The 25,909-nt window shown below is 65.9% G+C and carries 22 protein-coding genes; 8 read left to right on the forward strand and 14 right to left on the reverse strand.

What is annotated here, in order from left to right; translation table 11 throughout:
- Window positions 1-2: 2 nt before the first annotated feature.
- The 3 genes from ACQR03_RS16015 to ACQR03_RS16025 all read right to left on the reverse strand — a co-directional run bounded on the left by ACQR03_RS16015 (window position 3) and on the right by ACQR03_RS16025 (window position 3,347).
- Window positions 3-1,199, reverse strand: a complete 1,197-nt coding sequence (locus ACQR03_RS16015; RefSeq protein WP_316172751.1) for an efflux RND transporter periplasmic adaptor subunit — start codon at window positions 1,197-1,199, stop codon at window positions 3-5.
- A 294-nt stretch (window positions 1,200-1,493) separates the two neighbouring features.
- A complete protein-coding gene (locus ACQR03_RS16020) occupies window positions 1,494-2,522 on the reverse strand; it encodes an SAM-dependent methyltransferase (RefSeq protein WP_434841717.1) in 1,029 nt (342 codons plus the stop codon).
- A 12-nt stretch (window positions 2,523-2,534) separates the two neighbouring features.
- On the reverse strand, window positions 2,535-3,347 hold the full coding sequence (locus ACQR03_RS16025) for a DUF1295 domain-containing protein (RefSeq protein ID WP_315826019.1): 813 nt from the start codon (window positions 3,345-3,347) through the stop codon (window positions 2,535-2,537).
- Window positions 3,348-3,527: 180 nt separating this feature from the next.
- Between ACQR03_RS16025 and ACQR03_RS16030 the strand changes: the two genes are divergently transcribed.
- From ACQR03_RS16030 to ACQR03_RS16040, 3 genes are read left to right on the forward strand one after another with little or no spacing between them, the layout of a single operon-like run.
- The gene (locus tag ACQR03_RS16030) at window positions 3,528-4,517 is read left to right on the forward strand and encodes a flagellar motor protein MotA (RefSeq protein ID WP_315713897.1); all 990 of its coding nucleotides are present in this window, start codon (window positions 3,528-3,530) and stop codon (window positions 4,515-4,517) included.
- A gap of 42 nt (window positions 4,518-4,559) precedes the next feature.
- On the forward strand, window positions 4,560-5,588 hold the full coding sequence (locus ACQR03_RS16035) for a peptidoglycan -binding protein (RefSeq protein ID WP_315734445.1): 1,029 nt from the start codon (window positions 4,560-4,562) through the stop codon (window positions 5,586-5,588).
- Entirely contained in the window at window positions 5,585-6,067 is a 483-nt protein-coding gene (locus tag ACQR03_RS16040) for a GNAT family N-acetyltransferase (RefSeq protein ID WP_315713895.1), read from the forward strand. Before ACQR03_RS16035 ends, ACQR03_RS16040 begins: the two co-directional genes overlap by 4 nt.
- A 227-nt stretch (window positions 6,068-6,294) precedes the next feature.
- Here the strand turns inward: ACQR03_RS16040 and ACQR03_RS16045 are convergent, their stop codons facing one another.
- Together ACQR03_RS16045 and ACQR03_RS16050 are read right to left on the reverse strand one after the other, a co-directional pair.
- Window positions 6,295-6,495 carry a hypothetical protein gene (locus ACQR03_RS16045; RefSeq protein ID WP_006614616.1) on the reverse strand — a complete coding sequence of 67 codons (201 nt, stop codon included), beginning with the start codon at window positions 6,493-6,495 and terminating at the stop codon, window positions 6,295-6,297.
- A gap of 147 nt (window positions 6,496-6,642) precedes the next feature.
- Window positions 6,643-8,499, reverse strand: a complete 1,857-nt coding sequence (locus ACQR03_RS16050) for an ABC transporter ATP-binding protein/permease (protein WP_316169477.1) — start codon at window positions 8,497-8,499, stop codon at window positions 6,643-6,645.
- A 223-nt stretch (window positions 8,500-8,722) separates the two neighbouring features.
- Between ACQR03_RS16050 and rpmE the strand changes: the two genes are divergently transcribed.
- Window positions 8,723-8,950, forward strand: a complete 228-nt coding sequence (gene rpmE / locus ACQR03_RS16055; protein ID WP_012046762.1) for a 50S ribosomal protein L31 — start codon at window positions 8,723-8,725, stop codon at window positions 8,948-8,950.
- A 159-nt stretch (window positions 8,951-9,109) separates the two neighbouring features.
- On the opposite strand, the gene ACQR03_RS16060 is transcribed toward rpmE, so the two are convergent.
- Together ACQR03_RS16060 and ACQR03_RS16065 are read right to left on the reverse strand one after the other, a co-directional pair.
- Complete coding sequence (locus ACQR03_RS16060) at window positions 9,110-9,622, reverse strand: DUF1465 family protein (RefSeq protein WP_315713893.1); 513 nt, start codon at window positions 9,620-9,622, stop codon at window positions 9,110-9,112.
- A 614-nt stretch (window positions 9,623-10,236) separates the two neighbouring features.
- A complete protein-coding gene (locus ACQR03_RS16065; RefSeq protein WP_315713892.1) occupies window positions 10,237-10,428 on the reverse strand; it encodes a DUF1192 domain-containing protein in 192 nt (63 codons plus the stop codon).
- A gap of 87 nt (window positions 10,429-10,515) precedes the next feature.
- Here ACQR03_RS16065 and ACQR03_RS16070 point away from each other — a divergent pair, with 87 nt between their 5' ends.
- Both ACQR03_RS16070 and ACQR03_RS16075 read left to right on the forward strand, forming a co-directional pair.
- Window positions 10,516-11,514 carry an NAD(P)H-quinone oxidoreductase gene (locus tag ACQR03_RS16070; protein ID WP_434841718.1) on the forward strand — a complete coding sequence of 333 codons (999 nt, stop codon included), beginning with the start codon at window positions 10,516-10,518 and terminating at the stop codon, window positions 11,512-11,514.
- A 169-nt stretch (window positions 11,515-11,683) separates the two neighbouring features.
- The gene (locus tag ACQR03_RS16075) at window positions 11,684-14,563 is read left to right on the forward strand and encodes an EAL domain-containing protein (RefSeq protein WP_316172631.1); all 2,880 of its coding nucleotides are present in this window, start codon (window positions 11,684-11,686) and stop codon (window positions 14,561-14,563) included.
- Window positions 14,564-14,726: 163 nt separating this feature from the next.
- On the opposite strand, the gene ACQR03_RS16080 is transcribed toward ACQR03_RS16075, so the two are convergent.
- Window positions 14,727-15,206 (reverse strand): MarR family winged helix-turn-helix transcriptional regulator, encoded by a 480-nt coding sequence (locus ACQR03_RS16080; RefSeq protein WP_434841719.1) that lies wholly within the window; start codon window positions 15,204-15,206, stop codon window positions 14,727-14,729.
- A 288-nt stretch (window positions 15,207-15,494) separates the two neighbouring features.
- On the opposite strand from ACQR03_RS16080, the gene ACQR03_RS16085 reads away from it, so the two are divergent.
- Together ACQR03_RS16085 and ACQR03_RS16090 are read left to right on the forward strand one after the other, a co-directional pair.
- The gene (locus tag ACQR03_RS16085) at window positions 15,495-17,351 is read left to right on the forward strand and encodes a feruloyl-CoA synthase (protein ID WP_434841720.1); all 1,857 of its coding nucleotides are present in this window, start codon (window positions 15,495-15,497) and stop codon (window positions 17,349-17,351) included.
- A 165-nt stretch (window positions 17,352-17,516) separates the two neighbouring features.
- Window positions 17,517-19,502, forward strand: a complete 1,986-nt coding sequence (locus ACQR03_RS16090; protein ID WP_434841721.1) for a cache domain-containing protein — start codon at window positions 17,517-17,519, stop codon at window positions 19,500-19,502.
- A gap of 16 nt (window positions 19,503-19,518) precedes the next feature.
- Here ACQR03_RS16090 and ACQR03_RS16095 read toward each other — a convergent pair whose 3' ends face one another.
- The 6 genes from ACQR03_RS16095 to ACQR03_RS16120 all read right to left on the reverse strand — a co-directional run bounded on the left by ACQR03_RS16095 (window position 19,519) and on the right by ACQR03_RS16120 (window position 25,852).
- Window positions 19,519-20,517: an ABC transporter ATP-binding protein gene (locus ACQR03_RS16095; protein WP_315713886.1), complete on the reverse strand. Its 999-nt coding sequence runs from the start codon at window positions 20,515-20,517 to the stop codon at window positions 19,519-19,521.
- Complete coding sequence (locus ACQR03_RS16100; protein WP_316186665.1) at window positions 20,517-21,515, reverse strand: ABC transporter ATP-binding protein; 999 nt, start codon at window positions 21,513-21,515, stop codon at window positions 20,517-20,519. Before ACQR03_RS16100 ends, ACQR03_RS16095 begins: the two co-directional genes overlap by 1 nt.
- Window positions 21,515-22,456, reverse strand: coding sequence for an ABC transporter permease (locus ACQR03_RS16105; RefSeq protein WP_315826014.1), 942 nt, complete (start codon window positions 22,454-22,456; stop codon window positions 21,515-21,517). Before ACQR03_RS16105 ends, ACQR03_RS16100 begins: the two co-directional genes overlap by 1 nt.
- Entirely contained in the window at window positions 22,422-23,381 is a 960-nt protein-coding gene (locus tag ACQR03_RS16110; RefSeq protein ID WP_315713883.1) for an ABC transporter permease, read from the reverse strand. Before ACQR03_RS16110 ends, ACQR03_RS16105 begins: the two co-directional genes overlap by 35 nt.
- Window positions 23,382-23,424: 43 nt before the next feature.
- The gene (locus ACQR03_RS16115) at window positions 23,425-25,218 is read right to left on the reverse strand and encodes a peptide ABC transporter substrate-binding protein (protein ID WP_316172635.1); all 1,794 of its coding nucleotides are present in this window, start codon (window positions 25,216-25,218) and stop codon (window positions 23,425-23,427) included.
- A 508-nt stretch (window positions 25,219-25,726) separates the two neighbouring features.
- Window positions 25,727-25,852, reverse strand: coding sequence for a hypothetical protein (locus ACQR03_RS16120; RefSeq protein WP_410051199.1), 126 nt, complete (start codon window positions 25,850-25,852; stop codon window positions 25,727-25,729).
- Window positions 25,853-25,909: the final 57 nt, after the last annotated feature.

Genomic DNA, 25,909 nt, shown 5'->3' on the forward strand with positions numbered 1-25,909 from the left:
ACTTACCGCGTCGCCGACTTCGATTCGAGCTGCGACGCGGCGCTGACCTCGGTCCAGAGCTGGGGCGCGACCCTGTCGCCGGCGGCGAACTTCTGGAAGCCGTCCACCACGACCTTGTCGCCGGCGCGCAGACCGTCGGTGATCAGCACCAGGCCATCCTGAGTCGGACCGGTGCGCACCGGCCTGGCGATCGCGCGGTTGTCGTCGCGGATGACGTAGACCTCGGACCCGCCGGCCGCGTTGCGCTGCACCGCCTGCTGCGGCACGCCGACGGAGTCGCTGTCGATGCCCTGCTCGATGCGGACGCGGACATACATGCCCGGCAGGAGCTCGCGCTTCGGATTGGCGAACTCGCCGCGCAAGGTGACCTGACCGGTGGCGGCATCGACCTTGGCGTCGGAGAACAGCAGCTTGCCCGGGATCGAATACGGCGTGCCGTCGTCGAGCACGAGACGAACCTTGATCGCGTCGGACGCGATCTGGTCGAGGTCGCCCGACTCGAACGCTCGGCGCAGGCGGTTGAGCTCGCTCACCGACTGGGTGAAGTCGGCATAGATCGGATCGAGCTGCTGGATCGTGACCAGCGAGGTCTCGTTCTGGACCGCGATGGCGCCCTCGCTGACCTGGGCCGCGCCGACGATGCCGTCGATCGGCGCGCGCACGGTCGCATAGTCGAGATTGAGCTGGGCACGCGCAAGATCGGCCTTGCGGGCCTCGATGTCGGCCGCTGCCTCGCGCTCGGTCGAGATCGCCTTCTCGTTCTCGACCGCCGGGGCTGCGCGCTCCTTGAACAGCAGGCTGATGCGGTGGGCCTGCTGCACCGCGCGCTCATGCACCGCCTCGGCCTTGGCCAGCGCTGCCCGGCTCGACAGGATCTCCACCTCGAACGGCTTAGGATCGATGCGATAGAGCGGATCGCCCGCCTTGACCTCGCTGCCCTGGCGGAACAGCCGCTCGACGATGATGCCCGAGACGCGCGGACGGACGTCGGAGACGCGGGTCGGCGCGATGCGGCCGGGCAGCTCGCGCACGATCGCTCGCGCCTTCTGCTCGACGGTCACGATGCCGACGTCCGGAATGACGATCTGCTCATTGGCGGAGGCCTGAGCCTGGATGGGGTCGTTACAGCCGGCCAGCAGCGGCGCGGCGGCCGCGAGCATCAATGCACTGCTGACCAGCGACGCGCGAAAACGTGACATGCGTGGAGGAGCCCCCTCGATGATGATGATGATGATGATGAAAACCAGTCGACTGGATGGCCCAGTCATGGCGCCATTCTGGCGCTCGCCTTGCTGCAACATAGAAAAGAGCTGCTGCGACGCAACGCGAAACCCGGGCGGCTTGATGTCACACGAACTACATAACTGATAGATCAAGCTTTTTCGGGACTCACCTAATTGTGAGTACTTTGTGGCAGCAGGTTCCCAGCAGGTTCCGCGGAGCGAAACGCGAATCCCCCTCCAGCACTGCGGCATCCCGCCGCAGCGAACAAATTAGTTCGCCGGCCGCAGGCGGTAGTGACTGACGCCCCATTCACGGCCTTCGTCGTGCCCGAACAGACCCGCGGTGGCGAGGAAGAACCAGCGCCAGCGGCGCATCCACAGCGCCGTGTCGTCGCCATAGACCGGCTGCAGCACCTGCAGGATGCGGTTGTAATCGGCATCGAAATTGGCGAGCCAGTCCCGTGCCGTGCGCTGATAATGCGTGCCGCTCCAGCGCCATTCCTTCTCGACCGCGAACAGATCCGCGTACTGCCGGATCAGGCCGTGGCTCGGCATGATGCCGCCGGTGAAGAAGTGCTGCGCGATCCAGTCCTCGCGATCGTTGCGGTCGAACAGGTAGGATCCGGTGCGGTGGGTGAAGATGTGCATGAACAGGCGGCCGTCCGGCGCGAGCCATGATCTGACCCGCGACAGCAGCTCGCGCCAGTTCATCATGTGCTCGAACATCTCGACCGAGACGATGCGATCAAAGCGCGCGTCGGGAGCGAACCCGTTCATGTCGGCGGTGACGACCCGCAGGTTGAGCAGGCCGCGCGCGGCCGCCATCTCCTCGATCGCGCGGCGCTGCGAGTGCGAGTTGGAGACCGCCGTGATCTTCGCACGCGGGAACTGCCGGGCCATGAACAGCGACAGCGAGCCCCAGCCGCAGCCGAGCTCCAGAATGGTCTGGCCATCCTGGAGATCGGCATTGGCGACGGTCTGGCGCAGCGCCTCCTCCTCCGCCTCCCGCAGGGTCGAGACCGGCTCCTTGTAGAAGCAGCAGGAGTATTTGCGGTTCGGCCCGAGCACGCGGGCGAAGAACGCCGCCGGCACCTCATAGTGCTGGCTGTTCGCCGCGTCGGTATGCTCGGCGATCGGCCGCGTCGTCAGCAGGCGGGCGAACTCTGGGTCACCCATCGCATCGGCCCCGCCGAGCCGCGCCGCCGTGCGCGAGCACAATTCGGAGATCGCGGAGCGGATGACGGCATCGGGCAGCGGCACGCGCTCGGCGGCGCCGATGATGGTCGAGATGAAGCTCATGCGGTGGCTCCGTTACTTCGTAAAAGGATTTGGCGGCAGGGGAAAGAACGCGCTGGTGCGCGCCTGATAGGCCCGGTAGCGATCGCCGCGCGAGCGCAGCATCTGCTGTTCCAGCGGCGGGATGCCGGTGACGTGGACCAGGATCCAGTACATGAACAATGGCGCGAGCAGGCTGGCGAGGCCCCACGGATGGTCGAACGACAGCGCGATGACCGGATAGGACAGCCAGCACACCCACTCGAAGAAATAGTTGGGATGGCGCGACCAGCGCCACAGGCCGACGTCGCACACCTTGCCCTTGTTGGCAGGATCGGCGCGGAACGCCTTGAGCTGAGCGTCGGCGACGCCCTCGCCGGCGATGCCTGCGAACAGCACGAGGATGCCGAGATAGTCCTGCAGCCGAAGCTCGGCGGCCGGCGCATGGGCGGCGACGAACATCGCGAACACCAGCGGGATCGAGCCCCAGGCCTGCTGCTGCAGGAACAGGAACATCTTTCGCGGTGCGGCCGCACCCCATTGCCGGGCAAACTCCGCGTAGCGCGGATCGTCGGAGATGCCGCGGCTGCGCGCTGCGACATGGCCGCCGAGCCGCAGCGACCAGACCGCCACCAGCACCGCGACCAGCCACTGCCGCGCGTTGGGGGCGGCGCCGCCGGCGGGCCAGATCGCGCCGGCGGCGCCGACCAGCCCGACGGAAAATGTCCAGATCGTGTCGACCCAGCCGGAGTTGCCGGTGCGCTGCTGCACGACCCAGGCGAGCCCCATCAGCACCGACATCGCCACGGCCATCGCCAGCAGCGCCTGCAGATATTCAACGACGGTCATGACAAAGCCAGGGCGTTCCCGTTAGATATGAGCCACGGGACTAACTACGCCGCGGATGCCCGCCGGTTTCAGCCATAGTTCCGCGCAGGGACGGGATTGCGCTGATCGCGGCTTTTTTCCCGCTGCTGCTGTGCCATAGTGGATTTCAGGGACCGGTCCCCGCAACGGATGTCATCGACAATGCCTCAAGGCTCCCCTTCCCGCTCCGCGATGGATCTCGAACCGACCAAGCTGTCCACGCCCCGGATCTTCCTGGTGCGGATGCTGGTCTTCCTGGTGCTGTGCGCCCTGGTCGGTGTCGTGCTGTACAAGCAGATCATCCTGGCGTTCTTCGCCAATCCCGGCCTGAACGCGCTGATCGGGGCGGTACTGTTGATCGGCGTCATCCTGGCGTTCCGCCAGGTGGTCCGGCTCTATCCGGAAGTGTCCTGGGTCAACAATTTCCGCATCGCCGATCCCGGCCTGGCGGTGCCTCGCCACCCGGTCCTGCTGGCGCCGATGGCCGCGATCCTCGGCCGCGAGCGCTCGGGGCGAATGTCGATCTCGCAGCAGACCATGCGGCACCTGCTCGACTCGATCGCCACCCGGCTCGACGAGGCCCGCGACATCTCGCGCTACATGACCGGCCTCCTGGTGTTCCTGGGCCTGCTCGGCACGTTCTGGGGCCTGATCGAAACGGTCGGCTCGGTCGGCAAGGTGATCGAGGGGCTCAAGGTCGGTGGCGACGCCGGCGCGCTGTTCGATACGCTGAAGGGCGGCCTTGCCGCGCCGCTGGGCGGCATGGGCATCTCGTTCTCGTCCTCGCTGTTCGGCCTCGCCGGCTCGCTGATCCTCGGTTTCCTCGACCTGCAATCGAGCCAGGCGCAGAACCGCTTCTATACCGATCTGGAGGACTGGCTCGCTGGCACCGTGCGGGAATATGGCGGCAGCGGCGACACCGGTGCCGACCTCTCGGTTGCCATCGAGCGGCTGCGCACCGCCTTGGAGGACGGCTCCAACCGCGGCGCCACCGCGGCGATGGCCAACCTCGCCGAGGCGATCCAGGGCCTGGTCGGGCACATGCGCACCGAGCAGCAGATGATCCGCGAATGGGCCGATGGCCAGGGCGAGCAGAACCGCGAGATCAAGCGGCTGCTGGAGCGGCTGGCGCGGCAGACCGAGAAGAGTTGAGCTGCTCCGCCGGCCGGCCGAAGACGAACTAGGAGACGCTGAATGGCGCTTGCCCGTACCCGCCGTGGAGATTCCGGCCTCAACTACTGGCCGGGCTTCGTCGATGCGCTGTCGACGCTGGTGCTGTCGATCGTGTTCCTGCTGACCGTGTTCCTGGTGGTGCAGTTCTTCCTGTCGCAGGAGGTCACCGGCAAGGACAAGGCGCTGGAGCAACTCAACGCCAAGATCGCGCAGCTCAACGAGATGCTGTCCCTGGAGAAGCTCGGCAAGCTCTCGCTGGACGACCAGGTTGCGCAACTGCGCGCCGGGCTCGCAAGCGCCGAAGCTGAGCGCGACCGCGTCAAGGGCCTCTATGACGGGCTCGCCAATGCCGGCAGCAATGCCGCCGGCCGCGCCAACGAACTCAACCGGGCACTCGACTCCGAGAAGCAGGTCACGGCGCGGGCGCTGGCCCAGATCGAGGTGCTCAACCAGCAGATCAGCGCACTGCGCCGCCAGCTCGCCGCGCTCGAGGATGCGCTCGATGCCTCGGAGAAGCGCGACAAGGAATCGCAGAGCCGCATCGCCGATCTCGGCTCGCGCCTCAACGTCGCGCTGGCGCAGCGGGTCCAGGAGCTGACCCGGTACCGCTCGGAGTTCTTCGGCCGGCTGCGCGCCATCCTCGGCAACCGTCCCGACATTCGCGTCGTCGGCGACCGCTTCGTGTTCCAGTCCGAGGTGTTCTTCGACACGGGGCAAGCCACCCTGCTGCCCGAGGGCCAGCAGGAGCTGAACTCGGTGGCGACGGCGCTGGTCGATCTCGACAAGCAGATCCCCGCTGAGATCTCCTGGGTACTGCGGGTCGACGGCCACACCGACGTTCGTCCGATCAACAGCCCGGTGTTCAAGTCGAACTGGGAGTTGTCCTCGGCGCGCGCCATCTCGGTGGTGCAGTATCTGATCTCGCTCGGCGTGCCGGCGCAGCGCCTGGTCGCGGCGGGCTTCGCCGAATTCCAGCCGCTCGACCCCGCGAACACAGAGGACGCCTTCCGCCGCAACCGGCGTATCGAGCTGAAGCTGACGGAGCGGTGACGTCGAGCTCCACCCTGCGCCCCTATCGCGCCGACGACGAGGACGCGGCAATCGCGCTGTGGCAGGAGACGTGGCAGCTCGCCTATCCCGCCATCGACTTCGCCGCGCGCGTTCCGTGGTGGCGCGAACGCTGGCGCAGCGAGCTGGTGCCGAAGGCCGATGTGATCGTGGCCGAGGCGGAGGGCGTGCTCGCCGGGTTCGTCACGATCGATGCGACGGGCTATCTCGATCAGCTGGTCGTCTCGCCCGAGCATTGGGGCTCGCCGCTCGCTACTCAGTTGGTCGATGCAGCGAAGGAGCGATCACCTCACGGCATCACGCTGCTTGTGAACAAAGACAACGCGCGCGCGATCCGCTTCTACAAGCGCAACGGCTTCATTGAAGCCGGCGAGGACGTCAACCCGACCTCGGGCCGTCCCGTGCTGCGGATGGTGTGGATGCCAACACAATCTGTTGAATCCGAGATGGTGCCGCAATGACGCTGCGCTCCCTCTCCCCGTTCTTACGGGGAGAGTGTTGGGGTGAGGGGCAGCCACGCGCACCGACCGTGCGGAGAGCCCCCCTCACCCGGATTGCATCTGACGATGCAATCCGACCTCTCCCCGCACGCGGGGCGAGGTGCACCGAGCGCGCCGCGATTTCTATTCACACAATTGCTGGCGCAGGGAGCTAACGACTTCTCTGCTCGACCCGTTTCGTATTGTCCTCAAACGCCGCGAAACAGCACACCGATCGTCAGCACCACGAACGCGATCGCCAGCGCGTCGAAGGCGTGGGCGGCCGACAGCAGCGGCACCGAGGCGTGCATGTAGTGCGCGAGCATCGCGACGAGGGCGAGCACCAGCGCAATTGCGAAGATGACGAACGAGGGCGGCGTGAGGGCAAAACTGCCACGACGATAAGGCATGTCCGTTGCTCCTGTTGGGACCCGGCACGCCTGCTACGAGCGGCGCGCCATCTGTTCCGGCAGGGAACGTACAAGGCGGGAGAAAGGTTGCAGGGTCGGGAACGAGAATTCCGAGGGTGTTGCCGGCCGTCCACGGTGTTGCAGGAACTACACGCCCTCGAACTGCAGCCGGGCCAGCCGCGCATAGAGGCCGTTGGCCGCAACCAGCGACGTGTGGGTGCCCTGCTCGACGATGCGGCCGCGATCCATGACCAGGATGCGGTCGCAGGACAGCACCGTCGCGAGGCGATGCGCGATCACCAGCGTGGTACGGTCCTTCATCAGCCCCTCGAGCGCGGTCTGCACCAGCGTCTCGCTCTCGGCGTCGAGCGCCGAGGTCGCCTCGTCGAGCAGCAGCAGCGGCGCATCGCGCAGGATGGCGCGCGCGATGGCGATTCGCTGGCGCTGGCCGCCCGAGAGCGTGACGCCGCGCTCGCCGAGCGAGGTGTCGAAGCCGTCCGGCAAGCGGCGGATGAATTCGCTGGCATGAGCGAGATCGGCGGCGCGCTCGACCTCGGCGTCGGTCGCCTCCGGCCGGCCGAAGCGGATGTTCTCGCGCGCACTGGCGGCGAACACCACGGATTCCTGCGGCACCAGCGCGATGCGCTCGCGCATCCTGCGCGGGTCGGCCGCGCGCACCGGCACACCGTCGAACGAGATCGAGCCGGAGGCGGGATCGTAGAAGCGCAGCAGAAGATGGAACAGCGTGCTCTTGCCGGCGCCGGAGGGGCCGACGATCGCGACCTTCTCACCGGCGCGGATCGCAAACGAGACGTCATCGAGGACGCGGACATCGGGGCGGCCCGGATAGGCGAAGCTGACCCGCTCGAAGCCGAGGTCGCCACGCGCCGGCTCCGGCATCGGGCGCGGCTGCGCGGGCGCCGTGATTTCCGGCTGCACGTGCAACAGCTCGAACAGCCGCTCGGCGGCGCCGGACGCCGCCGACACTTCGCCCCAGACCTCCGAGAGCTGGCCGAGCCCGGCGGCGGCGAAGGCCGCGTAGAGCACGAACTGACCGAGCCGTCCGGCGCTGATCGCACCGGTCAGCACGTCGTGGGAGCCGACCCAGAGGATCGCGACGACGCTGGAGAACACGATGAAGATGATGATCGCGGTGAGCACGCCGCGCGCCTGGGTCGAGACCCGCGCCGCCTCGTAGGCCTGCTCGACCTCGCCGCCGAAACGCGCCGCCGCGAGCCTCTCGCTGGTATAGGCCTGCACCGTCCTGATCGAGCCGATCAGCTCGGACGCATAGGCCGAGGCGTCGGCGAGCGTGTCCTGGGCGTTGCGCGACAGCCGCCGGACCCAGCGCCCGAACGCCACCAGCGGCAGCACGATCAGCGGGATCGCCAGCAGCACGAAGCCGGACAGCTTCGGGCTCGTGATCACCATCATTGCGGTGGCGCCGATGAACAGCAGCAGATTGCGCAGCGCGATGGAAACGGAGGCGCCCGCCGCCGATTTGATCTGGGTGGTGTCGGCGGTGAGCCGCGACACCAGTTCGCCGGAGCGGGCGGAATCGAAGAAGGACGGCGACAGCGACATCAGATGCGCGAACACGTCGCGCCGGAGATCGGCGACGATGCGCTCGCCGATCGTCATGACGAGGTAGTAGCGGGCCGCGCTTGCCAGCGCGAGCACCGCCACGACGGCGATCATGACGCTGAAATAGCTGTTGATCAGCTCGATGCCTTTCGGCGTGAAGCCGAAATCGATCATGCGGCGGACCGCGATCGGCACCAGAAGCGTGGTCAGGGCCGCGACCGTGAGCGCGATCAGCGCCAGCAGGGCGCGGCCGCGATAGCGCAGGACATAGGGAGACAGCGCCAGCAGCGGGCGCAGCTTCGAGCGCCGCACAGGGCTTGCCGGCTCGGCCAATGCCTCGACGGCCGCAACGGCGTCTCCAACCGGATCCTGCCCTGGGGCAGCGCCCTGCCGCTCGTCAAGCCGTTCCACTGCGCTCATGGGCCACCTGAGAATTCTTCCAAATACCGATCTGCCGTCCTGATAGGCCCGCCGGGCCGGGCTTGGCAAATCCGGAAACGTACCAAGGTGTTCATCCGCGACCTTGGCTTGTTTTAGGCAGAACCTTGGGCTATAGAGCCCGCCAATTGTCCCCCTTCAGTGACGACAGGATCAGGCGCGGCCGCGTCGCATCATGTCTTCGCATCGTGCCGTAGGATCAGCCATGAAAGCCGACATTCACCCGAATTATCATACGATTACGGTCGTGATGACCGATGGCACCGAGTACCAGACCCGCTCGACCTGGGGCAAAGAGGGCGACAAGCTCAACCTCGACATCGACCCCAAGTCGCACCCGGCCTGGACCGGCGGCACCCAGCAGATCATGGATCGCGGCGGCCGTGTCTCGCGCTTCCAGAAAAAGTTCCAGGGCTTCCTCAAGAAGGATTGATGCCTTCTTGCCCTCGGCACCGGCCTTCCTGGCCTGCGCCTGATCGACAGCTCACAGCAAAACGCCCCCGGAAACGGGGGCGTTTTTGTTTCTGAGCTGGTCGCAACGAGACCTTCGGCTGGGGGAGCGGCCCCGGCGGGGGCCGTCCGATGCCGGGGCCTACTGCTCGAACGCGGCCTTCAGCCGGTTGAGATGCGGCACCAGCGGATTGCCGATCGCGCTCTGGTCCGGCGGCGGGGAATGAATGGTCGAGTCGAGCCGGCGGACCCGCACCTGCAAGCTCATCGAGCGCGAGATCAGGCTCTGCAGCTGCTGCGGCAGCTTCTCCAGCAGATCATCCGGCCCGGGATCTGCGGCGGTGAGCTTGACCTTGGTCTTCTCGCGGTTGGCCTGGCTCAGGGTCATCTCGCCCTCCTTCACCGCGCGGTGCAGGAGCAGCCAGGACGCCAGTTGCATCAGGCGGGTGGTGAGACGCATGCTCTCGGTCGCGTAGGTCAGGCTGACGGCGCGGTCGAGCGCCTTGGCCTCGTTGCGGCCGTCGCCATCGAGATAGGCGGCGGTCTCCTCGACCAGATCCATGCCTTCCCGGAACAGCGCGCCGAATGCAGCAGAATTGGTGAGCCGCTCGTTGAACTGAACCAGAGCGCCATCGCCCAGCAAACGGTCCGACATGGTTAACGCCTCTTAAACGCGACTGTTTACGCAACCCGGCAACGTCGCCGGTATGATGAACAAATCATTGCGCGGCCGGTTTCGAGAGTCCAGCAGCAACGCCTTTTATGGTTTCCACGGCGTGGGCCATGCCGTGCCCTCGTACCATTTGCGACTGCAACACGGCCGATCGCGGCCGAGTCGCACGATCAGCTCAACTAGCAACCATGATCACGGCAATAGTTTGCAGTCGTCGAAACGAGGATCGTCACGCCTGCCGCGGCGCACAGGATTTTCGCGCCTGACCTGCTGGCGACCGAAGACCGGCACGGGCGCAATGAGCCGGCACGACGTTCGTTCCACGATCGCCGCCTGCGCATGGGGGAGCGCGCCACGGGCGACCGCCCGGTTCGCCCGGCTCGGCGCGGGCGCAAAAAAAGAGCCGCCGTTTCCGGCGGCTTTGAAGTTGATAACAGGGAGGCGTCAAACAGAGTGGACAGGAGCCACTCGGTGTCCAAACGAGGACGGTTCCGGTTGTAAACGCGAAAGCTTAATCAACCGTAAATGGCGAAAATTTTTCAATCTTCGTTAGCCATGTCGGCCACTGGCCGACCGCGTTTCTACGGCTGCGAGGTTCACGACTTGAAGATGCTGGCGGCGGCATCACGCGAGGCGCGCTTTTTCGCCACCGCCTGCTCGATGCGCTCGATCTCGGCCCGGAGCAGCGCCACCCGGCTGGTCAGCTCCTCGACCGACAGCATCGACAGATCCTGCCCGATCTCGTGCGAAACGGCCTTGCGGGGCCGATCGTCGTCCTCGTTCGCCATCTCACCCTCCTCCCGGTTGCCAGCCATGCCCCGGCTGGCTTAAGCACGCGGCAGCACCCGCTTTCAGCCCTCGCCGAAGGATTTCTCATGGAACAGCTGCCCGCGCAAATGACCGTGGTCGCCATCAGCCAGCCGGGCGGACCCGAGGTGCTCAAGCCGGAAACCCGGCCCGTGCCCAAGCCCGGCCCCGGCGAGATCCTGATCAAGGTGAAGGCCGCCGGCGTTAACCGTCCCGACGTCGCCCAGCGCTCCGGCAGCTATCCGCCGCCGCCCGGCGCCAGCGACCTGCCGGGGCTGGAAGTGGCCGGGGAGGTCGTGGCGCTCGGCGAGGGCGCCGTCCGGCACAAGCTCGGCGACACCGTGATGTCCTTGGTCGCCGGCGGCGGCTATGCGCAATACTGCATCGCACAAGATGCGCAGGCGATGGCGGTGCCGCCGGCGCTGTCCCTCCTGGAAGCCGGCGCCCTGCCCGAGACCCTGATGACGGTCTGGCACAACGTGTTCGAGCGCGGCGGCCTGAAGACGGGCGAGACCCTGCTGGTGCATGGCGGCTCCTCCGGCATCGGCACCATGGCGATCCAGCTCGGCAAGGCATTCGGCGCCAAGGTGCTGGTCACCGTCGGCTCGCAGGACAAGGCCGACGCCTGCGTGAAGCTCGGCGCCGACCGCGCCATCAACTACAAGACGGAGGACTTCGTCGCCGTGGTCAAGGAAGCGACCGGCGGCAAGGGCGCCAACGTCATCCTCGACATGGTCGGCGGCGACTACATCGAGCGCAACTACGACGCCGCGGCCACCGATGGCCGCATCGTCCAGATCGCCTTCCTCGCCAGCCCCAAGGCGTCAGTCAATTTCGTCAAGCTGATGGTGAAGCGCCTGACCCATACCGGATCCACGCTGCGCCCGCGCAGCAACGCCGACAAGGCGGCGATGGTGGCGGCGATCGAGGCCAAGGTGATGCCGTTCCTGCGCGAGGGCCGCATCAAGCCATTGATGGACTCGACCTTTCCCCTCGCAGATGCAGCCAAAGCGCATGCACGCATGGAGACGAGCCAACATATTGGCAAAATTGTGTTGGAAATCTAGGCGCAGTCTAAACACAGCGTGTTTGGAAACTCTTTGATTCTCCTCGCTTTCGTGCCAATGATCGCGCACAGCTGAACCGTGCCTGGAACGGCTCCAATTAGCCCGGCGACGACCTCTTTCGATTTGGCTTGTTTCGCTTTGGATTGGTGTCGAACGCGGAGATTTGACATTGCGTCTGATCAGGTGCCTCGCGTCGTTGGCGGCGCTGGGCCTCGTGATGTGTGGTGCCGCTGCCCCCGCTCAGGCCGTTGACGCCGTCAGCGTTCGCAGCGACGCGCCTGCGATCGACCTCACGGGCATCCTCGATCATCAGCGCAGCGAGAACGACCGCATCCAGGTCTCGACCGCGCCCGGCACCGACGGCATCGTCCGCCGCATCGAGGTGCGGGCCCGCGAGGGCGGCCAGAACTGGATCGTGTTCGCACTGGCCAACAACACCGACGACCAGCTCGACCGCCTGATCGTGGCACCGCACTACCGCGTGGTCGGCTCCGGCGTGTTGTGGCCCGATCTCGGCCTGTCGCGCATCGCCACCATCACGCCCTCGGTCGGCGACCTGCCGGAGCGGCAGGAGAGCCCGACCGCCGACGTCTTCCGCGTCACCCTCGATCCGGGCTCGGTCGTCACCTTCGTGGCCGAGCTGCGCACGGACAAGCTGCCGCAGCTCTATCTGTGGGAGCCCGAGGCCTACAAGGACAAGGTCAACTCGTTCACGCTGTACCAGGGCATCGTGATCGGCATCTCCGGTCTTCTCGCCCTCGTTCTCACGATCCTGTTCGTGGTCAAGGGCAGTATCATGTTTCCGGCGGCCGCGGCGCTGGCCTGGGCGGTGCTGGTCTATATCGGCGTCGATTTCGGCTTCTGGGGCAAGGTCCTGGACATGTCGAACAATGCCGAGCGCGTCTGGCGCGCGGCGGGCGAGGCGATCCTCGCCGCGACCCTGCTGGTGTTCCTGTTCGCCTATCTCAATTTGTCGCGCTGGCACGTTCGCTACTCGCACATCACGCTGGGCTGGCTGTTCTTCCTGGGCTCGCTGGTCGCGGTGGCGCTGTTCGACCCGGCGGTGGCCTCGGGCATCGCGCGCATGTCGTTGCTCTTGATCGCCGTGCTGGGCTTTGCGCTGATCGTCTATCTCTCCAGCCACGGCTTCGACCGCGCGGTGCTGCTGATCCCGACCTGGTTCCTGCTCACGGTGTGGGTCGCCGCCGCCGGCATGACGGTTGCGGGCCAGGTCACCAACGACATCGTCGGCCCGGCGCTGCTCGGCGGCCTCGTGCTGATCGTGATGCTGATCGGCTTCACCGTGATGCAGCACGCCTTCGCCGGCGGCGGCGCCTCCACCGGCATCGTCTCCGACGTCGAGCGCCGCGCGCTGGCGCTCGCCGGCTCCGGCGACCTGATCTGGGACTGGGACGTCTCCGCCGACAAGGTGTTCACCAGCCCGGAGACCGAGAGCCTGCTCGGCCTCAAGCGCGGCACGCTCGAAGGCCCGGCCGCGAAATGGCTCGAGGTACTGCATCCGCTCGATCAGGACCGCTTCCGCGCCGCCCTCGACAGTGTCCTCGACCAGCGCCGCGGCCGCCTGGTGCAGGACTTCCGGCTGCGCACGCCCGATGGCCATTTCATGTGGTTCGCGCTGAAGGCGCGCCCCGTGGTCGGCTCCGACGGCGAGGTCTCGCGCGTGGTCGGCACCTTGACGGACGTGACCGAGTTCAAGAATGCCGAGGAGCGCCTGCTCCACGACAGCGTGCACGACAATCTGACCGGCCTGCCCAACCGCAAGCTGTTCATCGACCGTCTTGCTGCCGTCGCCAATTTCGCCAAGTCGATGCCGGCCATGCGGCCGACCCTGATGGTGATCGATCTCGACCGCTTCAAGCAGGTCAACGACTCCGTCGGCATCGCGGTCGGCGATTCCATCCTGCTGACCCTGGCGCGGCGGCTGTCGCGCATCCTCAAACCCCAGGACACGCTGGCGCGGCTGGCCGGCGATCAGTTCGGCCTGATCCTGCTGTCCGAGCAGGACCCCGCCCGCATCACCGCCTTCGCCGAGACCATCCGCAAGACCATCCGCGCGCCGATCGCCTTCAACGAGCGCGAGATCTTCCTGACCGCCTCGATCGGGCTCGCTTTGTCCGATCCGCAGACGCAGCTGTCGGAGGACATCATCAAGGATGCCGAGCTTGCGATGTACCATTCCAAGCGCATCGGCGGCGACCGCATCGACGTCTACAAGCCGGCGATGCGCGCGCGCAAGAACGACCGCCTGACCCTGGAGAGCGAGCTGCGCCGCTCGATCGAGCGCCAGGAGATCACCATCCTTTACCAGCCGATCGTGCGGCTGGAGGATCGCTCGATCGCCGGCTTCGAGGCGTTGGCACGCTGGGACCATCCGAAGCTCGGCCGGATGTCGCCGATCGAGTTCATCACCATCGCGGAAGAGATCGGCCTGATCGTCGATCTCGGCACCTTCGTGCTCGACCAGACGGCGCGGCAGCTCTCGGTGTGGCAGCGCGCGACACGGCTGCGCGAGCCGATCTTCGCCAGCGTCAACGTCTCCTCCCGCCAGCTCCTGCGCCACGACCTGATCCACGACATCCGCTCGGTGCTGGCGCGCTCTTCGGTGGCGCGCGGCTCGCTCAAGATCGAGCTGACGGAATCGCTGGTGATGGAAAACCCCGAGCACGCCGCGCAGATGCTGGCGCGCATCCGCGAGCTCGGCGTCGGCCTGTCGATCGACGATTTCGGCACCGGCCATTCCTCGCTGGCCTATCTGCAGCGCTTCCCGTTCGACACCTTGAAGATCGACCAGTCGTTCGTGCGCACCACCGCGCGCGGCACCCGTCCCGTCATCCTCAAATCGATCATTGCGCTGGCGCACGACCTCGGCATGGACGTGGTGGCGGAAGGCGCGGAGACCGACTCCGATGCCGTCGAGCTCTATCAGCTCGGCTGCGAATACGCCCAGGGCTACGCCTTCGGCGAGCCGATGGACGCCGACGCCGCGATGCGGCTTCTCACGGAAGAGCGGCTGGAAGCGGCGAGCTGAGGCTGCAATGCATCCAGGACGGCAACAGCCTCAGGATGCATCTTTCATTTTGCTTCGTTTGAGGTAGATTTACCGCGGTACCGCGTAAAGGGTGCCGTGTGAGTGATGACCGATGCGTGCTTGCGGGGCAGAAGGCTCGCGACATGGCCCGTTCGCGACGAGCCTAGTCCGTCTCGAACTGCGACAGCGCCGTGAGCGCGCGGCGATAATTGTCGCCCCCGAGCCGGCGTGCCACCCGCTTCTCGTGCGCGGCGACCAGTGCATTGGCCTTCTTGAGAATCAGGCGGCCACGCGGCGTCAGGCCGAGCGCATGGGCCCTGCGGTCGTGCTCGGAGCGCTCGCGCACGATCAGGCCGGCCTGCTGAAGGTCGTCGAGCAGCGCGACCATGCGCGCGCGCTCGATGCCCAGCGCGCCGGCGATCGCGATCTGCGCGGCGCCGGGATTGGCCGCGATCGTCTCCAGGATCGAATAGAGGATGACGTCGAGGTCGATCGTCGCGAGCGCGGCGTTGACGTCGCGGAAAATCCAGTGCTGCAGGCGGCGGACGAAATAGCCGAGATGGTTCTCGAGCTCACCGAGACCGATCCCGGAATCCTGGCTGGTTGCGTGTCGCTGCGCTCCGGTGCTCGCGCTCTTGGGCATGCTGGCTCGCTGACATGAGGCATCCCTGCCTAGACCGATGCCGTCGCAGGGGCAAGCCGCTCCAATCGGTCACATCCACAATAATTGCAAAGTACAACCATTCTGTTAGTCTCGCGGTCAACGAATACAACATGGGAGGGAAACGCATGCCGTCATCGATGGCGATGGTTGCCTGCATTGCAACCGCAATGCGGCAGCGCATTACACCCGATCGCGGCGCTCGCCGCGCAGCGTGTTCCTCCCGCACTGCAGCTTCAGCGATCACCTCCCGCAGCCCGGAGACGCGCCATGGCTGATGCAGAACGCCGCGCCTCCGAGCCTGCGATGTTCGCCGAGCCGTCGATCGAGGCTGTCAGGCGCGACGACGGCGCGATCATCCTGCGCTCGCGCATGCCGCTGCAGCCGGCCGCGCGCTGCACCGGCGAATGGCTGGAGCATTGGGGCCGCCATTTTCCGGATCGCACGTTCCTGGCCGAACGTCGTGGCGACAACTGGACCTGGCTCACCTACGGCGAAACATTGATGCAGGTCCGCGCCGCCGCGGCCTGGATGCTCGCGCAGGGCCTCGGTCCCGAGCGTCCGCTGGCGATCCTGTCCGACAACAGCATCGCGCATGCCGTGCTGGCGCTCGCCGCGCAGCACGTCGGCATCCCCGTCTGCGCGATCTCCCCGGCCTATTCGCTGATGTCGACGGACCACGAGAAGCTGCGTGCGATGATCCGTCTGCTCGATCCCGGCGCCATCTTCGTCGCCCAGCGCGAGCCGTTCGCGCGCGCGCTCGCCGCCGTCGACGGCCTGCATCGGGCGACGGTCATCGCCGGCGACGGCGATGCAACGAGCGCGCTGTCGCTGCAGGCCCTGCTCGCGACAAAGCCCGGGCCGGAGGTCGACCGCGCCTTCGCCGCGGTCACGCCGGACACGGTGGCCAAGCTGCTGTTCACCTCCGGCTCGACCGGGCAGCCGAAAGCGGTGATCAACACGCACCGGATGCTGACGATGAGCCAGCAGGCCAAGGCGCAGTTGTGGACGTTCCTGCGCGAGGTCGAGGGCGGCCCCGTCATCGTCGACTGGCTGCCATGGAGTCACACCTTCGGCGCCAACCACAATTTCAACCTGGTGCTGAGCCACGGCGGGTCGATCTACATCGACGGCGGCAAGCCTGCGCCGGGCCTGTTCGAGACGTCGCTCGCCAATCTACGCAGCCTGGTGCCGACGGTCTATTTCAACGTGCCGCGCGGCTTCGACATGCTGGTCGCGGCACTCAGGTCCGACGACGATCTGCGCCGCAGATTTTTCTCCGGCGTCAGGTGCATCCTCTATGCGGCCGCGGCCTTGCCGCAAAATCTGTGGGATGCGCTCAACGAGATGAGCCGGGCCACGATCGGCCGTCCTGCACCGCTGGTGTCGGCGTGGGGCGCCACCGAGACATCGCCGCTCGCGACCGACTGCCACTTCTTCGCCGAGCGCGCCGGCAACATCGGCGTGCCCATCCCCGGCACAGAGCTCAAGCTGGTGCCGACCGGCGAGAAGCTCGAGGTCCGCGTGCGCGGGCCGAACGTGATGCCGGGCTATTGGAAGGCGCCCGAGCTCACGGCCGCGGCTTTCGACGAGGAGGGCTTCTACAAGATCGGCGACGCCGTGAAGCTTGCAGATCCCGAGCATCCGGAGCGCGGCCTGTTCTTCGACGGCCGCATCACCGAGGATTTCAAGCTCAGCTCCGGGACATGGGTGAACGTCGGCGCGCTGCGCGTCGCCGGCATCGCGGCGCTGGCGCCGTTGGCGCAGGATATCGTGATCGCCGGCCACGGCACCGACGAGGTGCACTTTCTCATCGTGCCCAACATCGCAGCGTGCCGCGGCGCTGCCGGGATGACCGAGGCCGTCCCGGCCGGCGACGTTCTGGCACATCCATCGGTGCGCACCGCCATCGCGCGAGGATTGGCCAAGCTTCGCACCGAGGCGGTCGGCTCGTCGCGCTATGCGACCCGTGCGCTGTTGATGGCGGAGCCGCCCTTGCTCGATGCCGGCGAGATCACTGACAAGGGCTATATCAACCAGCGCGCAGTGCTCACCCGCCGCGCCGATCTGGTGGCACGACTGAAGGATGAAACCGCGACCGAGCTGATCAGGCCCGACATGTCCTGACCCAGAACTACGTAACTACTCAACTCACTCACAAGATGGCGCCCGTATTAATACGGGAACGCCTCGCGAGTGCGGAAATTAATTACCATCCACACTTAACCGGGCATCAACTGCGAATCCTTAAAATCACTCGCATCTAGCTCCCTCATTTGCCCGGACCGCCCCATGGCTCAGCCGCGTTTCTCTCTCGCTTTCCGCATCTACGCGATCATCGGCCTGTCGTTCTGTGGACTTGTCGGGCTCGCCGCAACGCAGAGCCAGAACCTCGAGACCGCTCTCAAGGATCAGCGGCAGAGCGAGCTGAGCCATCTGGCGCAGACGGCAGTCAGCATCGCCCGCGAGGAATATGACGCGATCGCGCGCGACAAGGTGGCGCCCGAGGTCGCGCAGAAGAAGGCGGCCGAGCGGATCGGCAAGCTGCGCTACGGCAGCGGCGACTACTTCTGGATCAACGACATGGGTCCGAAGATGGTCATGCATCCGATCAAGCCGGAGCTGAATGGTCAGAACCTCGCTGACAACAAGGACCCGACCGGCAAGCGGCTGTTCGTCGAAATGGTCGACGTCGTCAAGCGCCAGGGCGCCGGTGTCGTCGACTACATGTGGCCGAAGCCCGGCAAGGATGCGCCACAGCCGAAGATGTCCTATGTCGCCGGCTTCGAGCCCTGGGGCTGGATCATCGGCACCGGTGTCTATGTCGATGATCTCGAAGCCCAGATGTGGGAGAGCAAGCGCAGCGTGTTCATTGCCGCCATGCTGGTGATGCTGATCATCGGATCGATCACGCTGATCATCGCGCGGCGGATGTCGTCGGCGCTGGCCGCGATGAGTGGCGCGTTGACCGAGCTCGGCAATGGAAACTTCGACATCAAGCTGCCGGGCCAGAACCGCAGCGACGAGCTCGGCGACATGGCGCGCTCGATCGAGCAGTTCAGGCAGAAGACCGAGGAGAAGGCGCGGCAGACCGCGATGCTCGAAGACGAGCAGCGCCAGGTCGCAGAGCGCATCAAGTCCAAGGCGCTGCAGGAGATGGCCGAAGCCGTCGAGCAGGCCGCCAGCAGCGCGGTCGGCGAGGTCGCGCAGGGGACCGGCCACATGGCCGACAACGCCAAGTCGATGACCGACAGTGCGCTGACGCTGGAGCGCAACTCGAGCAGCGTTGCGGCGGCGGCCGAGCAGGCCCTCGCCACCACCCAGACGGTCGCCAAGGCGTCGGCCCAGCTCGCCGCCTCGATCTCGCAGATCTCCAGCCAGGTCAGCTCGTCGCGCGAGCTCACGCGCAAGGCCGTCGCCGCCTCGTCCGACGCCCAGGCCACCATCGCGAAGCTGTCGGAAGCCGCCGACAAGGTCGGCGCCGTGACCAGCCTGATCAGCGAGATTGCCGGCCAGACCAACCTGCTCGCGCTGAACGCCACCATCGAGGCCGCCCGGGCCGGCGATGCAGGCCGCGGCTTTGCGGTCGTCGCCTCCGAGGTGAAATCGCTTGCCGAGCAGACCGCCAAGGCGACCAGCGAGATCGCGCAGCAGATTGCCGAGATTCAGGACTCGACCCGCGCCTCGGTCACCTCGATCGGGGCGATCGGCGAAGTCATCCGCAACGTCGAAGCCGTATCCTCCGGCATTGCCGATGCGATCCAGGCGCAGAACAGCGTGACCATCGAGATTTCCCGCACGGTCGAGGAGACGTCCGCCGCCGCGCGCGAGGTCGCCAGCCAGATCGCCGAGGTCTCTCGCGAGGCCAGCGAGGCCGGCCGGCGCTCGACCGACATCCGCGACGGCTCGATTGTTGTCGCCGACAAGGTGCAGCGGCTGCGCACCGAACTGGTACGGGTGATCCGGACGTCGACGGCCGACGTCGATCGCCGGCTGTCGACGCGGCTCAACATCAACCGCCCGGGCACGCTGCAGGTGAACGGCGAAGCGATCCCTGTCACCGTGCGCAACCTCTCGCTCGGCGGCGCCCTGCTCGAAGCCGTTCCGGTTCGTCTGACGATGAACACGTCGGTGACGCTTGCCATCACCGGCATGGTATCCGATCTGCCGGGGACCGTGACCCGCGTCGGCGACCGCACCGCGTTGGTCCAGTTCGCACTGAACCCGGAGCAATCGGCGCGGCTGACGGCGCTGGTCTCGGACCGTCAGGCGGCGTAACGCGCCGATCTCCGCCTCAACGGAAATGGCAGGCGACGAGATGCCCCTCGGCGCTTGCCTTCAATGGCGGCACTTCCTTGCTGCAGACGTCCTTGGCGATCGGGCAGCGGGTATGAAAGTGACAGCCCGATGGTGGATTGATCGGGCTCGGCACCTCGCCCTTGAGCCGCACGCGCTTGCGCTTGACACTCGGATCCGGGATCGGCACCGCCGACAGCAGCGCCTCGGTGTAGGGATGTTTCGGCGTCGAATAGAGCTGGCGTGACGGCGCGGTCTCGACGATGCGGCCAAGATACATCACCGCGACGCGGCGGCTGATGTGCTCGACGACCGAGAGGTCGTGGGCGACGAACAGATAGGCGATGCCGAACTTCTGCTGCAGATCCTCGAGCAGGTTGATGACCTGGGCCTGGATCGACACATCGAGCGCCGACACCGGCTCGTCGCAGATGATCAGCTTGGGCTCGACCGCGATCGCCCGCGCGATGCCGATGCGCTGGCGCTGGCCGCCCGAGAACTCGTGCGGATAGCGCGTCATGTGGTCGGCCTGCAGGCCGACGGTCTCCAGGAGATGAACGATGCGCGCCTCGTATTGCTGGCGTGAGGTCGCCAGCCCATGGATGGTCAGCGCCTCGCCGATGATGGCGCCGATGGTCATGCGCGGGTTGAGCGAGGCATAGGGGTCCTGGAAGATGATCTGAATGTCGCGGCGAAGCGCGCGCAGGCTTTCGCCGGACAGCGCGATGACGTCCTTGCCCTCGAAATTCAGTTCGCCCGAGCTCGGCTCGATCAGCCGGAGGACGCAGCGCCCGGTGGTCGATTTGCCGCAGCCGGACTCGCCGACGAGGCCGAAGGTCTCGCTCGGCTCGATGTCGAAGTTGACGCCGTCCACGGCCCGCACGCTGCCAATCTGGCGCTTCAAGAGCCCGCCCCGGATCGGGAACGCCTTGGTCAGGTTGCGTACGCTGAGCAGCGGCGCGGGTACGACGGGGGTGGCAATGGCAGCTTCGGTCATCACAGCAACGTCTCTTCGGCGCGGATGCACGCCACCTTGTGGCCGGGCTCGATCTCGCGCAGCAGAGGCTGCGCGGTCCTGCAATCGGGAATGGCGAAGCGGCAGCGAGAGGCGAAGCGGCAGCCCTCCGGCGGATTGACCAGCTTCGGCACGCTGCCGGGGATGCTTTCCAGCCGGCTCTTCCTGACCGCGTCGAGATCGATCCGCGGGATCGAGCGGATCAGGCCCTGCGTATAGGGATGGCGCGGATTGGCAAACAGCCGCTCGACCGGCGCCTCCTCCGCGACCCGGCCGGCATACATCACCACGACGCGCTGCGCGACTTCGGCGACGACGCCCATCGCGTGGGTGATCAGCATGATCGACATGCCGAGCCGCTCCTTCATGTCGAGCAGCAGATCGAGGATCTGCGCCTGGATCGTGACGTCGAGCGCGGTGGTCGGCTCGTCGGCGATCAGGAGCTTCGGGTTGCACGACAGCGCCATCGCGATCATCACCCGCTGGCGCTGGCCGCCGGAAAAGTGATGCGGGTAGTCGTGAATGCGGGCTTTCGGATTGGGAAGCTGCACCAGCGCCAGCATCTCCGCCGCCCGATCCATCGCCGCCTTCTTGGACAGGCCCTGATGCAGCCGGATCACCTCGGCGATCTGGTCGCCGACGGTGTAGACCGGGTTGAGCGAGGTCATCGGCTCCTGGAACACGATCGCGATCTCGCTGGCGCGGATCTTGTTCATCTCGGACGAGCCGAGCGGCACCAGGTCGCGGCCCTGCCACAGGATCTGGCCGCCGGCGATGCGGCCGGGCGGCATCGCGATCAGCTTCAGCACCGACATCGCGGTGACGGTCTTGCCGGAGCCGGACTCGCCGACCACGCACAGGGTCTCGCCGCTGCCGATCGAGATGTCGACGCCGTCGACGGCCTGGACCTCGCCCTCGTCGGTGTTGAAATAGGTCTTCAGCCCCTTGATCTCGAGCAGCGGAGCCACGCGCGCGTCCATCACATCACCTTCCGCGGATCGAGCGCATCGCGCAGGCCATCGCCGATGAAGTTGATCGCGATGACCGTGAGGAAGATCGCGCCGCCGGCGAACAGCGCCCAATGCGGCGCGATGTCGAGATAGTCCTTGGCGTCGAACAGCAGCCGGCCCCAGGTCGGAATGTCCGGCGGGAAGCCGAGACCGAGGAACGACAACGTCGATTCCGCGATGATCGCGGCCGCGACGTCGATGGTGCCGGCGACGATCACCGGCCCCAGCGCGTTCGGCAGGATGTGGCGGACGACGAGACGGGTGTTGGAGGCGCCGAGCGCGCGCGCCGCCTCGACGAATTCCTTCTCGCGCAGCGACAGGAACTGGGCGCGGACCAGACGCGCCACATGCATCCAGCGGAAGCCGCCGATCACGAGCACGATGAGCACGAACACGCCGCCTTCCGGGCCGAGCCAGCCCTTGAGGAAATCGCGGAACAAATAGATGATCAGGAGCAGCAGCGGCAGTTGCGGCAGCGACAGAAACAGATCGGTCAGCCACATCAGCGCGGCATCCACCGGTCCCTTGGCCGAGCCGGCGATCGCACCGACGAGAATGCCGACGAACAGCGCCACGCCCATCGCGGCAAAGCCGACCGCAAGCGAGATGCGGCCGCCATAGATCATGCGCGCCAGCAGATCCTGGCCGAGATCGTCCGTGCCGAACGGGTGCTCCCAGGACGGCGGCGCGAGGCGTGCCGTGAAGTCGATCTCGTTGATCGGAATCCGCCACAGCCACGGGCCGAGCAGGATCGAGAGCGCGAGCAGCAGCAGCACGACGATGCTGGCCGCCGCGAGGCGGTGACGGAGGAAGCGGCGGAGCGCGTCGCGGCCCGGCGAGAAACGCCGTTTGGGCGATGCGACGACCGGCACCGTCTCAACGGAAGGAGATGCGTGGGTCAAGCCAGCCATACAGAATGTCTGCGATGAGGTTGAAGAGGACGACGAGGCAGGCGAACACGAAGGTCACCGCCATGATGACCGGCGTATCGTTGGCGAGGATCGCGCTGATCAGGAGCGAGCCGATGCCGGGAATGCGGAAGATCTGCTCGGTGACGATGGCGCCGCCGAACACCGTCGGCATCTGCAGCGCGACCAGCGTCACCACCGGGATCAGCGCATTGCGCACGACGTGCTTGACGATCACCTTGCGCTCGTCGAGGCCCTTGGAACGCGCGGTCGTGACGTAGTCGAGCTTGATGACGTCGAGCACGGCGGAACGGACATAGCGCGTATAGGACGCCGCCTGGTAGAGGCCGAGCACCATGACCGGCATGATCGCCTGCTTGATGCTCTCCCACCACCATTGCCAGCCGGTCGCCTGCAGGTCGGCGCGATAGACGAACGGCAGCCAGCCGAGATTGACGCTGAAGATCAGGATCAGCAACAGGCCGGTGAAGAAGGTCGGCAGCGAGAAGCCGATGAAGGCGAAGGTGTTGGCGATCTGGTCGAAGATCGAATACGGCCGCCGCGCCGCGAGCACGCCCACCGGCAGCGCCACCGCCAGCGCCAGGATCTGCGCGGTGCCGACCACGTAGAGCGTGGTCGGTATCCGCTGCAGGATCAGCGTGTCGACGTTGACGCGGCTGGCGAAGGAGAAGCCCCAGTCGCCCTGGAACATGGCGACCAGCCAGTGGACATAGCGCAACAGCACGGGATCGTTCATCCCGAACTTGATGCGCAGCGCCTCGCGCACCTCGGGCGGCACGTTCGGGTTGCTCGCGAGCTCGCCGAATGGATCGCCCGGTGCCAGCGCGAGCAGCACGAACAGAATGAGACTGATGCCGAGCAGGCTCGGCACAGCGACGATGAGGCGCCTGAGAAGATAGTTTCCCATCGCTCCACCCCTACAATGTCTGGCTGGTCATGCTGGCCGCGCGTCAGCTCGCCCGATACCAGGTGGCGATGAACGCCAGATCGTTGTCCCAGCCGCTCTTGTACAGCACCATGCCGTTCTTCACGCCGATCGCATTGAGCCGGTTGATCTCCGGCAGGACGTAGTTGTCACGCACGACGAGATCGTTGAGCTTGATGAACAGCGCGGCGCGCTTGACCGGATCGAGCTCGCTCTGGGCCAGCATGTAGGTCTCGTCATACTCCTTGTTCTGCCAGCGGCAGATGTTGCGGCCCTGCCACTTGTTCTCCTTGGTCGCGGCCTCGGTGGACACGAACTGGTTCATGAAGAACTGCGGATCCGCCTGCGGCATCGTGGTCTGATACATCTGCATGTCGCAGTAGAAATGCGAGTAGGTGTCGGGGTTCGCGACGTCCGAGGAGAAGAACACCGACGCGACCACCGACTTCAGCTCGACCTCGATGCCGGCCTTCTGGAACGCCTGCTTGATGATCGCCTGGTTCTTCTGGCGCGGGCCGTTGATCGAGGTCTGGAACACGAATTTGAGCGGCTTGCCGTCCTTCTCGCGGATGCCGGAGGCGCCCTTCTTCCAGCCGGCGGCGTCGAGGATCTGGTTGGCCTTCTCGATCGAGAACTCGAAAGTATTGTTCTTGGAGCGGAAGCGCTCGGGGTTGTTGAGAAAGTTGGGCGTCGCGACGCCGGCGCGTCCATAGATGAATTTCTGCACCGACGCACGGTCGATCAGGAGATTGATCGCCTTGCGCACCTCGGGATCGGAGAACAGCGGGTGCTTGGTCTTCAGGCTGGCGCGCTCGCCGTCGACCTCGACATTGGGGTCGGTGACGTTGAGGCCGATATACTCGATGTTGCCGGTCAGCGTCAGCTCGGTCTTGCCCTGGCCGCCCGCCTCGAGCTTGGTCAGGATCTCGTCCTCGACCTGCAGATTGTAGGCGTAATCGTATTCACCGGTCTGCAGCACTGCGCGCGCAGCGGAGACCGCGTCGCCGCCGCCCTTGATCTCGACCGTGTCGAAATAGGGCTGCGTCGGCACGTGATAGTCCGGAAAGCGCTTGCCGGCGACGGTGTCGCCCGGCTTGAAGTCCACGAACATGTAGGGACCGGTACCGACCGGCTTCAGGTTCGCCGGCGCCTCGCGCGACTTCGCGCCGATATAATCCGCGAAGTGATGCTTGGGGATGATGCAGCCGAACGAGGCGACGAAGGCATCGGCCCAGAACGGCGTCGGCTGCGGAAAGATCAGCTTCACGGTCAGATCGTCGATCTTCTCGATCGACTTGACGTTCTTGTAGCTGCCGATCGAGACCGCCGAGGTCTCGGGGTTGTTGGCGTATTCCCAGTTGAAGACGACGTCGTCGGCGGTGAACGGCTTGCCGTCGTGCCATTTGACGCCCTTCTTCAGCTTCCAGGTCACCGACATGCCGTCGGCGGCAAGACCGCCATTCTCCTTGCTCGGAATCTCGGCCGCGAGAATCGGCACCAGATTGCCCTCCTTGTCCCATCCGGCCAGCGGTTCGTAGAACAGGCGGCTGGCCTCCTGGTCCTTGGTGCCGATGGCGAAATGCGGATTGAGCAGCGTCGGCGCCTGCCAGAGCAGCAGCTTGAGCGGACCGCCGCCACCGGCCTTGGTCGGCTTGTAGGGGATGGCATCAGCAGCGACCGCGGCACCTGAGTAGGAGAGCATCGCGCCAGCCATCGGCGCGGTCAGCCCCACGGCAATCATCCGCTGCACAAATTCGCGCCGTGACAGGCGTCCTGCTTTGACATCAGCGATCTGGCTACGGAGGTCACGCTCGTTCATCCATCGACTCCAAAGGTGGTGCTGAATGCCAAAAACGCGTCCCCGTCCTGGATCGATCGGGAACTGCATAAAATTGGATCAGCCTTCGAAGCGACTGTCAAAGCAGAATCCGGGCCAATTCCGCAATAAAGAACGGATCGATTGTCGCACTTCGCAGATGCGGAAAGATTGACTGCGAGTCACATCCCGGAAAATGGAACTACGTCGCTCGCGACGGTCGCCACACACCGGAATGTTCTGCTTCGGAATGAACGCTCTTGATGTGCGCTCAGCTCTCGCGACACCAGTTCGGCAACTGCCAGATGTCATTGTCCCATTCCGAGGAATGGCTCGACAAACCTTTGCGGATGCCGCTGACGCGCGGACCCGGCGACGCCATCGTTGATCATCAGCATCTCCATGTCGCAGTAGACGTGCGTGTAGGTGTCGGAATTGGCGACGTCGCTGGAGAAGAACGCCGAGCCACCACCGACTTCGGCTCGAGCTCGATGCCCGCCTTCTGGCAGGCCTACGTGACGATGACATGGTTCTTCGGCCGCGGGACGTTGGTGGAGATCTGGACCACGAGCTTGAGCGGCTTGCCGCCCTTCTCGCGAATGCCGCTCGCGCCCTTCTTCCAGCCGGCGTTCTCCAAAACCTCGATCGCCTCGTCGACGTTGAGCGCGAAGCACTACCGCCGGAAAATCAGGAC

It is taken from the genome of Bradyrhizobium sp. HKCCYLS3070, assembly GCF_051167575.1.
Taxonomy (GTDB): Bacteria; Pseudomonadota; Alphaproteobacteria; order Rhizobiales; family Xanthobacteraceae; genus Bradyrhizobium.

Excerpts from the sequence above, each read along its gene's own strand:
- ACQR03_RS16015 (WP_316172751.1), bottom strand. The coding sequence starts at position 1,199 with ATGTCACGTTTTCGCGCGTCGCTGGTCAGCAGTGCATTGATGCTCGCG.
- ACQR03_RS16020 (WP_434841717.1), bottom strand. The coding sequence starts at position 2,522 with ATGAGCTTCATCTCGACCATCATCGGCGCCGCCGAGCGCGTGCCGCTG.
- ACQR03_RS16025 (WP_315826019.1), bottom strand. The coding sequence starts at position 3,347 with ATGACCGTCGTTGAATATCTGCAGGCGCTGCTGGCGATGGCCGTGGCG.
- ACQR03_RS16030 (WP_315713897.1), top strand. The coding sequence starts at position 3,528 with ATGCCTCAAGGCTCCCCTTCCCGCTCCGCGATGGATCTCGAACCGACC.
- ACQR03_RS16035 (WP_315734445.1), top strand. The coding sequence starts at position 4,560 with ATGGCGCTTGCCCGTACCCGCCGTGGAGATTCCGGCCTCAACTACTGG.
- ACQR03_RS16045 (WP_006614616.1), bottom strand. The coding sequence starts at position 6,495 with ATGCCTTATCGTCGTGGCAGTTTTGCCCTCACGCCGCCCTCGTTCGTC.
- ACQR03_RS16050 (WP_316169477.1), bottom strand. The coding sequence starts at position 8,499 with ATGAGCGCAGTGGAACGGCTTGACGAGCGGCAGGGCGCTGCCCCAGGG.
- rpmE (WP_012046762.1), top strand. The coding sequence starts at position 8,723 with ATGAAAGCCGACATTCACCCGAATTATCATACGATTACGGTCGTGATG.
- ACQR03_RS16060 (WP_315713893.1), bottom strand. The coding sequence starts at position 9,622 with ATGTCGGACCGTTTGCTGGGCGATGGCGCTCTGGTTCAGTTCAACGAG.
- ACQR03_RS16065 (WP_315713892.1), bottom strand. The coding sequence starts at position 10,428 with ATGGCGAACGAGGACGACGATCGGCCCCGCAAGGCCGTTTCGCACGAG.
- ACQR03_RS16070 (WP_434841718.1), top strand. The coding sequence starts at position 10,516 with ATGGAACAGCTGCCCGCGCAAATGACCGTGGTCGCCATCAGCCAGCCG.
- ACQR03_RS16080 (WP_434841719.1), bottom strand. The coding sequence starts at position 15,206 with ATGCCCAAGAGCGCGAGCACCGGAGCGCAGCGACACGCAACCAGCCAG.
- ACQR03_RS16085 (WP_434841720.1), top strand. The coding sequence starts at position 15,495 with ATGGCTGATGCAGAACGCCGCGCCTCCGAGCCTGCGATGTTCGCCGAG.
- ACQR03_RS16090 (WP_434841721.1), top strand. The coding sequence starts at position 17,517 with ATGGCTCAGCCGCGTTTCTCTCTCGCTTTCCGCATCTACGCGATCATC.
- ACQR03_RS16095 (WP_315713886.1), bottom strand. The coding sequence starts at position 20,517 with ATGACCGAAGCTGCCATTGCCACCCCCGTCGTACCCGCGCCGCTGCTC.
- ACQR03_RS16100 (WP_316186665.1), bottom strand. The coding sequence starts at position 21,515 with ATGGACGCGCGCGTGGCTCCGCTGCTCGAGATCAAGGGGCTGAAGACC.
- ACQR03_RS16105 (WP_315826014.1), bottom strand. The coding sequence starts at position 22,456 with ATGGCTGGCTTGACCCACGCATCTCCTTCCGTTGAGACGGTGCCGGTC.
- ACQR03_RS16110 (WP_315713883.1), bottom strand. The coding sequence starts at position 23,381 with ATGGGAAACTATCTTCTCAGGCGCCTCATCGTCGCTGTGCCGAGCCTG.
- ACQR03_RS16115 (WP_316172635.1), bottom strand. The coding sequence starts at position 25,218 with ATGAACGAGCGTGACCTCCGTAGCCAGATCGCTGATGTCAAAGCAGGA.